Annotated in this window: 10 protein-coding genes and 1 riboswitch; of the genes, 5 read left to right on the plus strand and 5 right to left on the minus strand. The window is 61.4% G+C overall.

Annotation, left to right across the window (positions count from 1 at the left end; genetic code table 11):
* Positions 1 to 6: 6 nt before the first annotated feature.
* Positions 7 to 111: riboswitch (TPP riboswitch) on the minus strand.
* A 161-nt stretch (positions 112 to 272) separates the two neighbouring features.
* Positions 273 to 1,712, plus strand: a complete 1,440-nt coding sequence (locus I9H07_RS21570) for a TolC family outer membrane protein (protein ID WP_236424236.1) — start codon at positions 273 to 275, stop codon at positions 1,710 to 1,712.
* 197 nt (positions 1,713 to 1,909) lie between these two features.
* On the opposite strand, the gene waaA is transcribed toward I9H07_RS21570, so the two are convergent.
* Complete coding sequence (gene waaA / locus I9H07_RS21575; RefSeq protein ID WP_236424234.1) at positions 1,910 to 3,190, minus strand: lipid IV(A) 3-deoxy-D-manno-octulosonic acid transferase; 1,281 nt, start codon at positions 3,188 to 3,190, stop codon at positions 1,910 to 1,912.
* A 69-nt stretch (positions 3,191 to 3,259) separates the two neighbouring features.
* Here waaA and I9H07_RS21580 point away from each other — a divergent pair, with 69 nt between their 5' ends.
* From I9H07_RS21580 to I9H07_RS21595, 4 genes are read left to right on the plus strand one after another with little or no spacing between them, the layout of a single operon-like run.
* On the plus strand, positions 3,260 to 3,592 hold the full coding sequence (locus I9H07_RS21580; RefSeq protein WP_007251975.1) for an SMR family transporter: 333 nt from the start codon (positions 3,260 to 3,262) through the stop codon (positions 3,590 to 3,592).
* 48 nt (positions 3,593 to 3,640) lie between these two features.
* Entirely contained in the window at positions 3,641 to 4,816 is a 1,176-nt protein-coding gene (locus I9H07_RS21585) for an NAD(P)/FAD-dependent oxidoreductase (protein WP_024674255.1), read from the plus strand.
* Entirely contained in the window at positions 4,813 to 5,628 is an 816-nt protein-coding gene (locus tag I9H07_RS21590; protein WP_236424232.1) for an aldo/keto reductase, read from the plus strand. Before I9H07_RS21585 ends, I9H07_RS21590 begins: the two co-directional genes overlap by 4 nt.
* A 36-nt stretch (positions 5,629 to 5,664) precedes the next feature.
* Positions 5,665 to 6,621: a hypothetical protein gene (locus tag I9H07_RS21595; RefSeq protein ID WP_024674257.1), complete on the plus strand. Its 957-nt coding sequence runs from the start codon at positions 5,665 to 5,667 to the stop codon at positions 6,619 to 6,621.
* Positions 6,622 to 6,780: 159 nt separating this feature from the next.
* Here the strand turns inward: I9H07_RS21595 and hldE are convergent, their stop codons facing one another.
* The 4 genes from hldE to msbA all read right to left on the minus strand — a co-directional run bounded on the left by hldE (position 6,781) and on the right by msbA (position 12,408).
* Positions 6,781 to 8,202 (minus strand): bifunctional D-glycero-beta-D-manno-heptose-7-phosphate kinase/D-glycero-beta-D-manno-heptose 1-phosphate adenylyltransferase HldE, encoded by a 1,422-nt coding sequence (gene hldE / locus I9H07_RS21600; RefSeq protein ID WP_236424231.1) that lies wholly within the window; start codon positions 8,200 to 8,202, stop codon positions 6,781 to 6,783.
* Between the two features lie 75 nt (positions 8,203 to 8,277).
* Complete coding sequence (locus I9H07_RS21605; RefSeq protein WP_236424230.1) at positions 8,278 to 9,699, minus strand: PIG-L deacetylase family protein; 1,422 nt, start codon at positions 9,697 to 9,699, stop codon at positions 8,278 to 8,280.
* Between the two features lie 16 nt (positions 9,700 to 9,715).
* A complete protein-coding gene (locus I9H07_RS21610) occupies positions 9,716 to 10,612 on the minus strand; it encodes a GNAT family N-acetyltransferase (protein WP_236424255.1) in 897 nt (298 codons plus the stop codon).
* On the minus strand, positions 10,612 to 12,408 hold the full coding sequence (gene msbA, locus I9H07_RS21615) for a lipid A export permease/ATP-binding protein MsbA (RefSeq protein ID WP_024674261.1): 1,797 nt from the start codon (positions 12,406 to 12,408) through the stop codon (positions 10,612 to 10,614). Before msbA ends, I9H07_RS21610 begins: the two co-directional genes overlap by 1 nt.
* Between the last annotated feature and the right edge of the window lie 170 nt (positions 12,409 to 12,578).

Genomic DNA, 12,578 nt, shown 5'->3' on the forward strand with positions numbered 1-12,578 from the left:
CGCCGGGAGACGAGAAATCTTGTTCCCTACGCAGGCGCTAACCTGATCAGGTTCAACGGGATCCGGTTTAACCGATCTCAGCCTCATAGCAAGGCACCCCGACAAGAACGCGGTCAGTCTATGACGGGGCGCGGTCGCAATGCCAGCCTATTTGCACAGACCTCGATAAATGGCGTGAATCGACGATTGTTGCCAAAAGCGTCTGGCTCTACACTCGCTAGCCCGGTTTTTTTCAAACTGTGATTACTTTCTTCATGAACAGGGAATGCCTCATGTTGCGCAAACTTTCGTTGGTTGTGGCCGTTTCGTTTGCGTCCAGCGGGCTGACCTGGGCAGCCGACTTGCCAATGCCTACCCAGACCGGCCTGCTGAATGTTTACCAGCAAGCGGTTGACAACAACGCCGACCTCGCCGCCTCGCGCGCCGATTACGACGCCCGCAAGGAAGTCGTGCCGCAAGCGCGTGCCGGTCTGCTGCCGAATATTTCCGGGAGCGTGCAGAACAGCAACACGCGCACCAGCATCGACCAGCCCCGAGCCGTGGCCACGCGCAGCGGCAATGTCTATCAAGCCACACTGAGCCAGCCGATCTTCCGCGCCGACCGCTGGTTCCAGTTGCAGGCTGCCGAAGCGAGTAACGAACAGGCGGCGCTGGAGCTGTCGGCCACTGAACAGAACCTGATCCTGCAATCGGCGCAAAGCTATTTCAACGTGTTGCGTGCGCAGGACAACCTGGCGTCGACCAAGGCAGAGGAAGCGGCATTCAAACGCCAGCTGGATCAGGCAAATGAGCGCTTCGATGTCGGCCTGTCGGACAAGACCGATGTGCTGCAAGCCCAGGCCAGCTATGACACCTCCCGCGCCGGCCGGCTGCTTGCCAAGCGTCAGGTGGACGATGCCTTTCAGGCACTGGTGACGCTGACCAATCGTGAATACAACTCCATCGAAGGCATCGTGCACACGTTGCCGGTGCTCGCGCCAACACCCAATGACGCCAAAGCCTGGGTCGACACCGCCGCGCAGCAGAACCTCAATCTGCTGGCCAGTAACTACGCGGTCAGCGCCGCCGAAGAAACCTTGCGTCAGCGCAAGGCCGGGCACGCACCGACACTGGACGCCGTGGCCACCTATCAGCGTGGCGACAACGACGCCCTCGGTTTCAGCAACCCCAACTACACCGGCCGCAATTACGGCGGCGATGTCGAGCAGCGCAGCATTGGCGTGCAGTTGAATATCCCGATCTATAGCGGCGGTTTGACCAGCTCGCAGGTACGCGAGGCTTATTCGCGGTTGAGCCAGAGCGAGCAGCGTCGTGAAAGCCTGCGCCGTCAGGTGGTGGAAAACACCCGCAACCTGCACCGTGCTGTGAACACTGATGTGGAGCAGGTCCAGGCGCGCAAGCAGTCGATCATTTCCAACCAGAGCGCGCTGGAAGCCACGGAAATCGGCTATCAGGTCGGTACGCGCAACATCGTCGACGTACTGGATGCGCAGCGCCAGCTGTACGCTTCGGTGCGTGATTACAACAACACGCGCTATGACTACATCCTCGACAACCTGCGCCTCAAACAGGCAGCAGGCACCCTGAACCCCGGCGACCTGCAGGACCTGTCGCGCTACCTCAAGCCTGACTACAACCCGGACAAGGACTTCCTGCCACCCGACCTGGCGACGGCGGCGCAGAAGAATTTCGAGCGGCCGGCGCAACGCTGAGGTTGCTGGCCGTTCTGGATGCTTTTAGTCATGCAGCGCGGGCCAGATGTGTGACGCGGAGCGTCACCCAAGGCATTCCCGCACTGGAGCGTGAGGAACGATAGGCGTCTGCACAGGCGTGAGGAACGAGAATCTCAACTATCGTGCCGACGCTCTGCGTCGGTATGCAGTTCTGGACGCTCTGCGTCCTCCCCGATTCAGCGCCGGGCTATCAACCGCCCTATCCCGTCCAGCAAGCGCTGCAGCGCACCTTGATTGGCTTTCATCACCGCAAGCCCAGCCTCGGCCATGCCGCGGGCCAGTTCCGGCTGGTCGATCAGGCGCTGCACGACAGCGGCGAGTGTGGTCGCGTCACTGACTTCTTCCAGGGCACCGGCATTGCGCAGCTTTGCGGCAATCTCAAGAAAGTTGAACAGGTGCGGGCCGCTCAGTATCGGCTTGGCCAATGCCGCAGGTTCCAGCAGGTTATGTCCACCATTCGGCACCAGGCTGCCCCCCACGAAGGCGATATCGGCCAGCGCATAGAGAAACAGCAATTCGCCCATGGTATCGCCCAGCAGCACCGAGGCGTCTGGCGTGACAGGTTGCGCAGTAGAGCGCCGAACTGTCGCAAAGCCTTGCTGCTGACACAGTGCATGCACGCTGTCGAAGCGCTCGGGATGACGCGGCACCAGAATCAGCAGCGCATCGGGATGGCTCGTCAGTAGCGTGCGATGGGCTGAAAGAACGCTTTCGTCCTCGCCAGCATGGGTGCTGGCGGCGATCCATACCGGACGCTGTGTCGCCTGCCATTGCTCACGCAACTGCGCAGCGCGCTCCAGCAGTTGCGGGTCGATGCTCAGGTCGAACTTGATCGAACCCGTCACCGTAACGCACTCGGGACGCGCACCCAGATCACGAAAGCGCTGCGCTTCGGCTTCAGTCTGCACCGCAAACCAGGCCATTGCCGACAGCATCGGCCGGGTCAGCCTGGCAAAACGCGCGTAGCCGCGCGCCGAACGCTCCGACAACCGCGCATTGGCCAGCACCACGGGAATCCCGCGCCTGGCACACTGATGAATATGGTTGGGCCACAGTTCAGTCTCCATGATGATGCCCAGACGCGGCTGCACATGATCGAGAAAACGCCCAGCGGCCCACGGCAGGTCATACGGCAGGTAGCAATGCTGAATGCGCGGCTCGCTGGCGAACAGCGCCTTGATTCGCTCCGAACCTGTGGGCGTCATGCAAGTCACAGTGATCGGTAACTGCGGGTATTGCGCCAGCAGCGCACGAATCATCGGCGCGGCTGCAATGCTTTCGCCGACCGACACCGCGTGTACCCAGACGCCGCCGTGCTGCATGGCCGGCAGGCCTCTGGCGAAGCGTTCGCCGATACGCTGGCGATACGCCGGGGCCTTGCGCGCACGCAGCCACAGGCGCAGTGCGACCAGCGGCAGGCCGAGATGAAACAGCACGGTATAAAGGGTTCTATTCATGGGCGCGGAGTTTATCAGCCCGCCATCACAAGTCGCTAGAATGCGCAGCCTGACGAAAAGGAATGCACCATGAACGCTTACTACCTATTGGCCATCGCCGTTTGCGCGGAAGTCATCGCCACCACCTCCATGAAAGCGGTCAAGGGATTCAGTACCCCCCTGCCCTTGATACTGCTGATCACCGGCTACGCGATTGCGTTCTGGATGCTGATCCTGGTGATGCGCACGATTCCGGTCGGTATCACTTATGCCATCTGGTCGGGGATGGGCATCGTCATGGTCAGCATCGCAGCGTTCTTTATCTACGGCCAGAAACTCGATCTGCCCGCGCTGTTGGGCATGGGGATGATTGTCGCAGGGGTGGCGGTCATCCAGTTGTTCTCGAAAACCGCCGGGCATTGAAAACCTGATCCCTTATAATGCTCGTACTTTTTGCTCACTGAGGTGCTCATGCCATCGGTTATTTCCACTGACGTCCTGATTGTCGGGGCTGGCGTAGCCGGTCTCTGGCTCAATGCCCGGTTGCGTCGTCAAGGGTTCTCGACAGTGCTGGTAGAAAGCGCCAGCCTGGGTGGCGGGCAGAGCCTCAAGTCGCAGGGGATCATTCACGGTGGCGCCAAGTACGCACTGCACGGCGCGCTGTCTGGCGCCTCGGAAGCCATTGCCGACATGCCGCGCCGCTGGCGTGAAGCGCTTGACGGCAAGGGCGAACTGGATCTGTCTGGCGTACGCCTGCTGTCCGAGGCCCATTACCTGTGGTCGCCGGGCACCATTGCGGGCAACCTGACCAGCTTTTTCGCCAGCAAGGCGGTGCGCGGTCGCGTGGATCAGGTCAAGGGCGAGCAACTGCCGCCCGCTCTGCAAAACCCGAAATTCAAGGGCAAGGTCTATCGACTGGCGGAACTGGTGGTCGACGTGCCAAGCCTGATCGAACGACTCGCAGAACTCGCGGGCGACAGCCTGTTGGCCGGGCAGAAAATCGAGCCGCTGTACGAAGCTGATGAGCTGATCGGCCTGCGCGTCGACGGTCGCGATATTCATGCCCAGCGTATCGTGCTCAGCGCGGGGGGGGGCAATGCCGAGCTGTTGAACGCACTGGGCGTGGCGCAACCGCAAATGCAGCGCCGCCCGCTGCACATGGTGCTGGTCAAGGGGCCGACCCTCAAACCGCTGTTCGCCCACTGCCTGGGCGGCGGGCCCAAGCCGCGCATCACGGTCACCACGCATCCTGCGGCTGATGGCCAGTGCGTGTGGTACCTGGGCGGCGACCTGGCCGAAGCCGATGGCGTGGCACGCGAGCCGAGCGCGCAGATTGCCGTTGCTCGCAAAGAACTCGAAGCCCTGCTGCCGTGGGTCGATCTGAGCCAGGCGCAGTGGGCGACGCTGCGGGTGGATCGCGCCGAGCCTGCACAATCGGGACTGGTGCGCCCGGACAACGCCTTTCTCGACAGCCAGCATCGCCTGATGATCGGCTGGCCGACCAAGCTCGCACTGGCACCGGACTTCGCCGATCGGGTCTTGTCCCAGCTGTCGAGAGACGGTATCCATCCGACACCGCAAGCACCGCTGGTGGATGTGCCAAGGCCACCAATGGCCATACCTGTATGGGATGAACTGCTGCCATGAGCCTGAAAACCCTGCATGACCTGCACCGCCCGTTCGGCAGCACCGGCCTGAGCGTCTCGCCGCTGGGGCTGGGCACCGTCAAACTGGGCCGCGACGTGGGCGTCAAATACCCCAGCGGCTTCAAGATCCCCGATGACCAGCAGGCGCAGATGCTGCTGCGCATGGCCCGTGACATGGGCATCAACCTGATCGACACCGCTCCGGCGTATGGCACCAGCGAAGAACGCCTCGGTCCGCTGCTGCGTGGACAGCGTCAGGACTGGGTAATCGTCAGCAAGGTGGGCGAAGAATTCGACAACGGTCAGTCAAGCCATGACTTCAGCGCTGAACACACACGCCGCTCGGTGGAGCGCAGCCTGAAACGTCTTGAAACTGACTTTCTGGATCTGGTCCTGGTGCATTCGGACGGCAACGATCTGGCGATTCTCAACGACGCAGAGGTGTACCAGACGCTTGCTGATCTCAAGCGCGAAGGCAAGATCCGCGGCTTCGGTTTTTCCGGCAAGACCGTCGAAGGCGGCCTGCTGGCATTGCGCGAAGGGGACTGTGCAATGGTCACTTACAACCTCGACAAGCAGGATGAAAAACCGGTTCTGGACTACGCTGCCGCGCATGGCAAAGGCATCCTGGTCAAGAAAGCACTGGCCAGTGGTCATGTCTGCCTGACGCCGGGCATGGACCCGGTACAGGCCAGCTTCCAGCTGCTGTTTGAACATCCGGGGGTTGCCAGTGCTATTGTCGGGACCATCAACCCCATGCACCTGGCGCACAACGTTGCAACTGCCGCTGCCGTGATTTGTCGCCAAGCCTGATTGAGGCGGCCGACCCCAACGCAAGAAGGAGCCGTTATGCCGCGAACACTGATCCGCAAGAACCCCAGCAACTTCAAGACCCTGCCACTGTTCGTCGAAGCGACCCCGGAAAACCTGACCTACCAGAGCGTCGGCATGCCGATGAACTTCGCTCAGACCTTGCAGCGGCGGCGCAAAATCGACGTGCCGGACACCGAGCGCTTCGCCACCGAACTGGCCAACCTGGGTGTGTCGGTGCGCCTGACCGTCAGCTGGCAGAACCGCGACTACTGGGTGCTGGTCCGCCAGCGGCGTCAGGACCGTGGCGACGTGGTGCTCAAGCTGATCTCCGGCTACGTTCCGGCCCATGAGCTGAGCCTGCCGCTGCACACCGCAATTCAGGAAGTGGCCGAGGAGTGCCTGATCGAAACGCCCCAAGGCTGGCTCAGCGGGCGCTTCAAGGACACCTGGCTGCCTGCGCCCTATGCCGCAGCGCTGCATTACCGCGAAGCCATGCCCTTTCGCCTGAGCCCGTTGTCCGGTGCGGCGCGACCAGTGCGCAGCGGCACCCTGACGCTACTGGAACGGCCCAGGGCCTATGTGCATCTGCCCACCGCCTCGCTGCAATTGATCTACGACATGCGCCTGGAAATTCCCAAAGAGGCGCGCCCGGTCAGCCTGTTTCACGTCGATGAGGCGCTGGAAAACGACGAACTGGTCGCCCGCCTCAATCGCAGCAAGCCTGACCTGTACCTGATGCCGCTGGAAAACGGAGCGCCGCTGCCCGAGCTGTACACGCTCAAGCGCGACAAGCTGATCCCGGCCCCGACCCGAGGGCTGTATCTGGCAGAGAGTTTTGCCGCGCAGGATGGCTGGGTGGTGCGCGAAGAACGCATTCGCTGGAAGGACTGGCTGCGTCAGCAGGGCATGACCCCGCCACCGAAAAAGACCGGCCTCAAACGCCTGACCGGCAAAGCCCGGGAGCTGATACAGGCTATTAGTGGCAAGCTTTGAGCTGCAAGCTGCAAGCTGCAAGCTGCAAGCTGCAAGCCTCAAGCTAGAAGCTAGAAGCTAGAAGCTAGAAGCTAGAAGCTAGAAGCTAGAAGCTAGAAGCTAGAAGCTAGAAGCTAGAAGCTAGAAGCTAGAAGCTTGAGGCTTGCAGCTGCTCCCCAGCTACTGACTCCGGATTTTCTCGACGATAGCCGTGGTCGAGCTGTTTTCAACCAGCCCCAGCACCTGCACTTCGCCACCGTAAGTTTGGACGATATCGGCACCGACGACCTGCTCGACCCCGTAATCACCGCCTTTGACCAGCACGTCCGGTTTGACGTGAGCGAGCAGGTTTTCCGGTGTGCCTTCAGGGAAGCTGATCACCCAGTCCACCGCGCCCAGCCCGGCCAGTACCGCCATGCGCCGGTCGACGCTGTTGATCGGACGACCCGGCCCTTTCAGTCGGCTGACCGAGGCGTCGTCGTTGACCGCAACAATCAGACGATCACCCAGCGCACGCGCCTGTTCCAGATAGGTCACGTGCCCGGCATGCAGAATGTCGAAGCAGCCGTTGGTGAAAACGATCTTTTCCTGGTGCGCACGCGCATCGTCGACGGCCAGCAGCAATTGCTCCAGGCCCAGCACACCGCGCTCTGAGCCTTCTTCGCGCTGGATGGCGCGACGCAGTTCCGGGGCGCTGATCGCGGCTGTACCCAGCTTGCCGACCACGATGCCTGCCGCCAGATTGGCCAGGGCCACGGCGTGCGGCAGTTCCTCACCCGCCGCAATCGCTGCCGCCAGTGTGGAAATGACTGTATCGCCAGCACCGGTCACATCGAACACTTCACGCGCACGGGCTGGCAGGTGCAGCGCCTGCTGATCAGGGCGCAGCAGGGTCATGCCATGCTCGCCACGGGTCACCAGCAGTGCGCCCAGATCAAGCTCCTGCATCAACTGCGCACCTTTGGTGACCAGTTGCGCCTCGTCTTCACAATGCCCGACGATGGCTTCGAATTCGCTGAGGTTTGGCGTGATCAGGCTGGCACCGCGATAGATCGCGAAGTCCTTGCCCTTGGGGTCGGCGAGCACCGGGATGCCGCGCTTGCGGGCGGCCTGAATCAGGGCCTGATGGTTCTTCAGCGCGCCCTTGCCGTAATCCGACAGGACCAGCACCTTGATGCCATCCAGCAAGCTGTAAACCTCTGCACTAAGGGCCAGCGGGTCGGTGTTGAACGGCTCTTCGAAATCGATACGCAGCAACTGCTGATGGCGACTCATGACGCGCAACTTGACGATGGTCGGCTGATTGGCAATGCGCTGGAAGCGCGCCAGTACACCCGCCGCTTTCAGGCTGTTGGACAGGCTTTCTGCAGCCTCGTCGTCGCCCGTAACGCCGACCAGCGATGCGGGAGCACCCAGGGCCGCGATGTTCAAGGCCACGTTGGCCGCGCCACCGGGGCGATCCTCGATCTGATCGACCTTGACCACCGGCACTGGCGCTTCAGGGGAAATACGCGAGGTACCACCATGCCAGTATCGGTCGAGCATGACATCGCCAACCACCAGGACAGGGGCCTGATCAAAGCGCGGCATGGATAGCTTCATGAAAACTCCGGGAGCGATAAAAGCGGCGGCAATAATAACATAGAGAAAGCGCGCATCAGCGATGCGCCAACCGGCTCAGCGGATGTCATCGGGCGGCACAGCCTGCAGTGGCCGCACCCAGAAAATCTCGTGTCGACGCACGGCCTTGCGGAAAAACTCATCCTCGCCAGTACGAGGCCAGCGCCGACCGGCCAGCAGTCGCTGGATCATTCGGCGGATGCGGCGCTTCAGCGGTGGACGCCCCTGCAAGTCGTGTTGCATGCCTAACGCCATTGCCTTGTCCATGCGGGCAGCGGCATCCAGCGAAGGGCTCCACAGCCCGTCGGCCGGTAGCGGCTCGATAGTGGGCGGCAAGGCGATACCATAATCCGCAGGCCCCATGGGCCAGCGATCGTTATCGTGGAGGTGGTTGGCGTAAAGCAGTAATGTCCGTGGCCGCCAGGCACTGAGCTCGATAGCTTCCATCAGGGCGCGGGTACTGGAGACATGATCGTCATGCGGATCAAGCTCCGGATGCGGCGTCAGCACCACTTCCGGGCGCTGATGCTCCAGCAGCCGGGCCAGGTCGGCCACCAGATTGTTCCAGTGCGGCTGGCCATCGGCATCGCCTGGCAGGCTCAGGCTGTTATGCCGACGCACTGCGCGGATGTCGGTTTCTCCAGACTCACGAGAACCAAAAGCCTGTTGCGGGTTGCGGGCCATCTCGCTCAGCCTCAGGCAAAAATACCCCAGCTGGAAACAGTGCTGTTGCGCCACCCCGCCCCACAGCGGCACAGCCAGGCTGTCCCAACTGCGCAGACGGCCTTTGAGGCGCGCGGCCTCGGCAGCGTTGAGGCCCATGTCGCGATAATGGTCGGCTTCGATTTCACCCTGAGTGAGCGTCACGATCGCCACGTCGGGTGCGCGGCTGTAAAGGCCGAAGGCTGCCAGCTCCGCATCGTCGGCGTGTGGCGCGACAATCAGCAGGCGCTGTGCGGCGAAGTCGGGATTATCCAGTGCATACACAGTGGCTTGCGCAGCCAGGCTGCAAAAGCGTCCGCGCAGCGTGAGCCGCCCGGCCAGCAGCGCCTGACCTTGCCCCGAAAGATTGAGAAAGCGCTCGCCGTCGACGCCCCGCTCCATGTCCTGGCGATCATCGCCAATCCACACCTGTGGATCGAGAAAACGCCCCAGCCAGTGGCTCTTGATCCGCACCTTGAGGACCAGCGTCTGAGTCGCAAGCACATCCCCCACAATCGTCAGCTTGCCGTTTTCCAGCGTAGCCGGGCAGTGAGGCGTGCCTTCGGGGAAGTCATAGCGGTAGTCGTCGGAGGGTGCATAAAACAGGTGGTCGGCGAACCACGCCTCGTGGGCGAACCAGCCGAGCAGCAGGAAAAGCGGCAGCGGCCACCAGGCAACGAATAGCCCGAACAGCACAGCAGCCAGCACCGCACAGATCAGTATCACCCGCTTGCGCTGGCGGTGACGTTTAAGCAGCTGTTGCTTGCGTCCACTCATGACGGCGTGATCTCGCTCAAATCTGGTAGACCGGGACCCGGTGGCACCAGCGATCCTTGTATTCCCGGTCGGCGCGGCCGAACGAGTAGCGTAGCGGTTTGCCAGTCGCACGAGCCTGCTCCCAGGCCGTCTGCGTATTGACGAAACTGAGTACGCTGCCGGGGCTGAATTCGCGATTCTGCGGGTCGACCCCGCCGTTGACGTATTCCAGGCTGACCCATTTGGGGGCTTCTACCCGGTAGAGAATCTGGATGGCAACAGGCTCGTCGTTCAGGTAGATCAGCGAGCCGGTCATGAACTCGCGCAGTAGGCTGAACACCTCGGCCAGGTGCGCCTTGCCCGGCACCTCGAAATTCCAGCGACGCTGGAACAGGTCGGCATAAATGGTCGCCTGCTCGCTGGCACTCAGCTCAGGCATGGCCCGGATACTGCCACCCGCTTCTTCCAGCAGACGCTGCTCGCGGCGCTGGTTGTACCGAAACTTCTTGCTGTAGGCCTCGGGTTCACGCGCCATGGCCAGCCCTTCGGACTGCTCGCGCAGACCGGCGATGTTGCCGACATTGAGCTCGGACACATAGCGCACCTTGTGGCGCAGGCTTATGGTTGTACCTTCGGCGACAGGCAGTATGATTTCTGCGTTGCCCAGATCGAACAGGCCACGCTTGCCTTCTCGCTTGAGGACATCTTTGGACAGCGCCAGATGACGCCCCCAGACGGGCATGGCTGCCAACAACAGACCGTCCGCGAACCAGCCCAGATACTGCACCGGAATCGCCGCCAGCGCCGACAGCCGCCCCACTACATCAGGGTGAGTCGCCACGCTGCCGCCCAGCCTGTGCCAGGCTTCGGCGTAAGCGTTTGCATCAATCGGGGTCCAGCCCCGCTCACGCCAGGATCGCCAGTAACTCAGAATCAAACGTCGGACTCCGCCGCCGTCACGACCTCGCCTGTTACCTCGATGAAGTCCTTCTCGTGCAAACGTGCATACAGACCATTGAGGGCAAGCAGCTCATCGTGGGTGCCACGCTCGACAATCCGGCCCTTGTCCATCAGCAGAATCAGGTCAGCCTTCTCGATGGTCGACAGGCGATGCGCGATCACCAGCGTCGTGCGGCCTTTCATGACCTGATCCAGAGCAGACTGGATATGACGCTCGGACTCGGTATCGAGCGCCGAGGTGGCTTCGTCGAGAATGAGCAACGGGGCGTTCTTGAGCAGCGCCCGGGCAATCGCCAGACGCTGGCGCTGACCGCCGGAAAGCAGCACGCCGTTTTCACCGACCAGCGTCTCGTAGCCCTGCGGCATCTGCTCGACGAACTCGGCTGCGTAGGCATCTTCAGACGCCTTGCGTACATCTTCGATCGGCGCACCGGCCAGATCACCGTAGGCAATGTTGTTGGTGACTGTGTCGTTGAACAGCGTGACCTGCTGGGTGACCAGCGCGATATGCCGACGCAGATTGACCAGTTTGTAGTCTTCGACGTCGATGCCGTCGAGCAATATCTGACCCTTGTCGTGGTGATAGAACCGCGGAATCAGGTTTGCCAGGGTCGACTTGCCACTGCCTGAACGGCCGACCAGCGCGACCATCTGGCCCGATTCGGCCGTAAAGGAAATGTCGTCGAGCACCAGCTTCTCGGTGCCGGGATACTGGAAGCTCAGATTACGCACTTCAAGACGACCGCTGACCCGCTCTCGGGTCTGGGTGCCGGTATCGATTTCCGGCGCTTCATCCAGCTGTTCAAAGATGCTTTCCGCACCCGCCAGGCCTTTCTGGATAGTGGCGCTGACTTCGGACAACTGACGGATAGGCTTGGGCAGCAGACCCGCAGCAGTGATGTAGGCAATCAGTTCGCCCGCCGATGCATCGCCACGCAGATACAGAACCAGGTACATCAGCACCGCCATGCCGATGTAGATGACCAGTTGCAGGACCGGGGTGTAGATGGACTGGGTACGCGTCATGCCCAGGCTGCGGTTCATGTTATCGGCGCTGGCCTTGTGGAAACGCTCGGTTTCGTAAGTCTCGCCGCCAAAACTGCGGACTACGCGGTAGCCCTGAATGGTTTCCGAGGCAACGTGCGTCACATCGCCCATCGCCACCTGAATCTTCTTGCTCTGCTTGCGGAATTTCTTGCTTGCGCTGCTCACCAGCACCGCAATGAACGGCAGAATCGCCAGCAATACCAGGGTCATTTTCCAGTTGCTGTACAGCAGATAACCGAACAGGAAGACCACCGTGAGACCCTCACGGATCACCACTTTGATCGCATCCGTGGCCGCACCGGTGACCATGGTCACGTTATAGGTGATACGCGAGATCAGATGGCCGGAGTTGTGGTTGTCGAAATAGCGGTTGGGCAGCGTCAGCAGGTTATCGAACAGCGCGCAACGCAGGTCATGGACCACACCGCGTGCGACCTTGGCCAGGTAGTAGTTGCCCAGGAACGAGCCAATACCCTGATAAACGGCGATCAGCACAACCAGCAGCGGCACACCGAGCACCAGTGAAAAGCCGAGAAACTTGGTGTCATCAGGCTTTTGCAAGGCATCCAGAAAGTGCTTGAGCATGTCGGCCAGCATCGGCTGGCTGGAGGCGAACAATACGAAACCCACAATACTGATAGCGAAAGCGCCCCAGTAAGGGAGCACGTATTTCAGCAACCTCAGGTATATCTTCATGCTCGATTGCTGGTTGGAATTGGCCATTCGGCGCGCCTCGTGCGTATAAAACGGTGATTGTACCAGTGAACCCGTTACAAGACTGGCAGCGCACAAACGACTGTGTGCAACCGGCGGTCCTGCGTTATGGGGATGGCAGGACCTGCCGCCATCAGACTCCCGGGAGAATACACTCGGGCACCTTGAACGTGGCTTGA

Origin of the sequence: Pseudomonas syringae, assembly GCF_023278085.1 — a bacterium.
Taxonomy (GTDB): Bacteria; Pseudomonadota; Gammaproteobacteria; order Pseudomonadales; family Pseudomonadaceae; genus Aquipseudomonas; species Aquipseudomonas syringae_Q.

Excerpts from the sequence above, each read along its gene's own strand:
- I9H07_RS21570 (WP_236424236.1), top strand. The coding sequence starts at position 273 with ATGTTGCGCAAACTTTCGTTGGTTGTGGCCGTTTCGTTTGCGTCCAGC.
- waaA (WP_236424234.1), bottom strand. The coding sequence starts at position 3,190 with ATGAATAGAACCCTTTATACCGTGCTGTTTCATCTCGGCCTGCCGCTG.
- I9H07_RS21580 (WP_007251975.1), top strand. The coding sequence starts at position 3,260 with ATGAACGCTTACTACCTATTGGCCATCGCCGTTTGCGCGGAAGTCATC.
- I9H07_RS21585 (WP_024674255.1), top strand. The coding sequence starts at position 3,641 with ATGCCATCGGTTATTTCCACTGACGTCCTGATTGTCGGGGCTGGCGTA.
- I9H07_RS21590 (WP_236424232.1), top strand. The coding sequence starts at position 4,813 with ATGAGCCTGAAAACCCTGCATGACCTGCACCGCCCGTTCGGCAGCACC.
- I9H07_RS21595 (WP_024674257.1), top strand. The coding sequence starts at position 5,665 with ATGCCGCGAACACTGATCCGCAAGAACCCCAGCAACTTCAAGACCCTG.
- hldE (WP_236424231.1), bottom strand. The coding sequence starts at position 8,202 with ATGAAGCTATCCATGCCGCGCTTTGATCAGGCCCCTGTCCTGGTGGTT.
- I9H07_RS21605 (WP_236424230.1), bottom strand. The coding sequence starts at position 9,699 with ATGAGTGGACGCAAGCAACAGCTGCTTAAACGTCACCGCCAGCGCAAG.
- msbA (WP_024674261.1), bottom strand. The coding sequence starts at position 12,408 with ATGGCCAATTCCAACCAGCAATCGAGCATGAAGATATACCTGAGGTTG.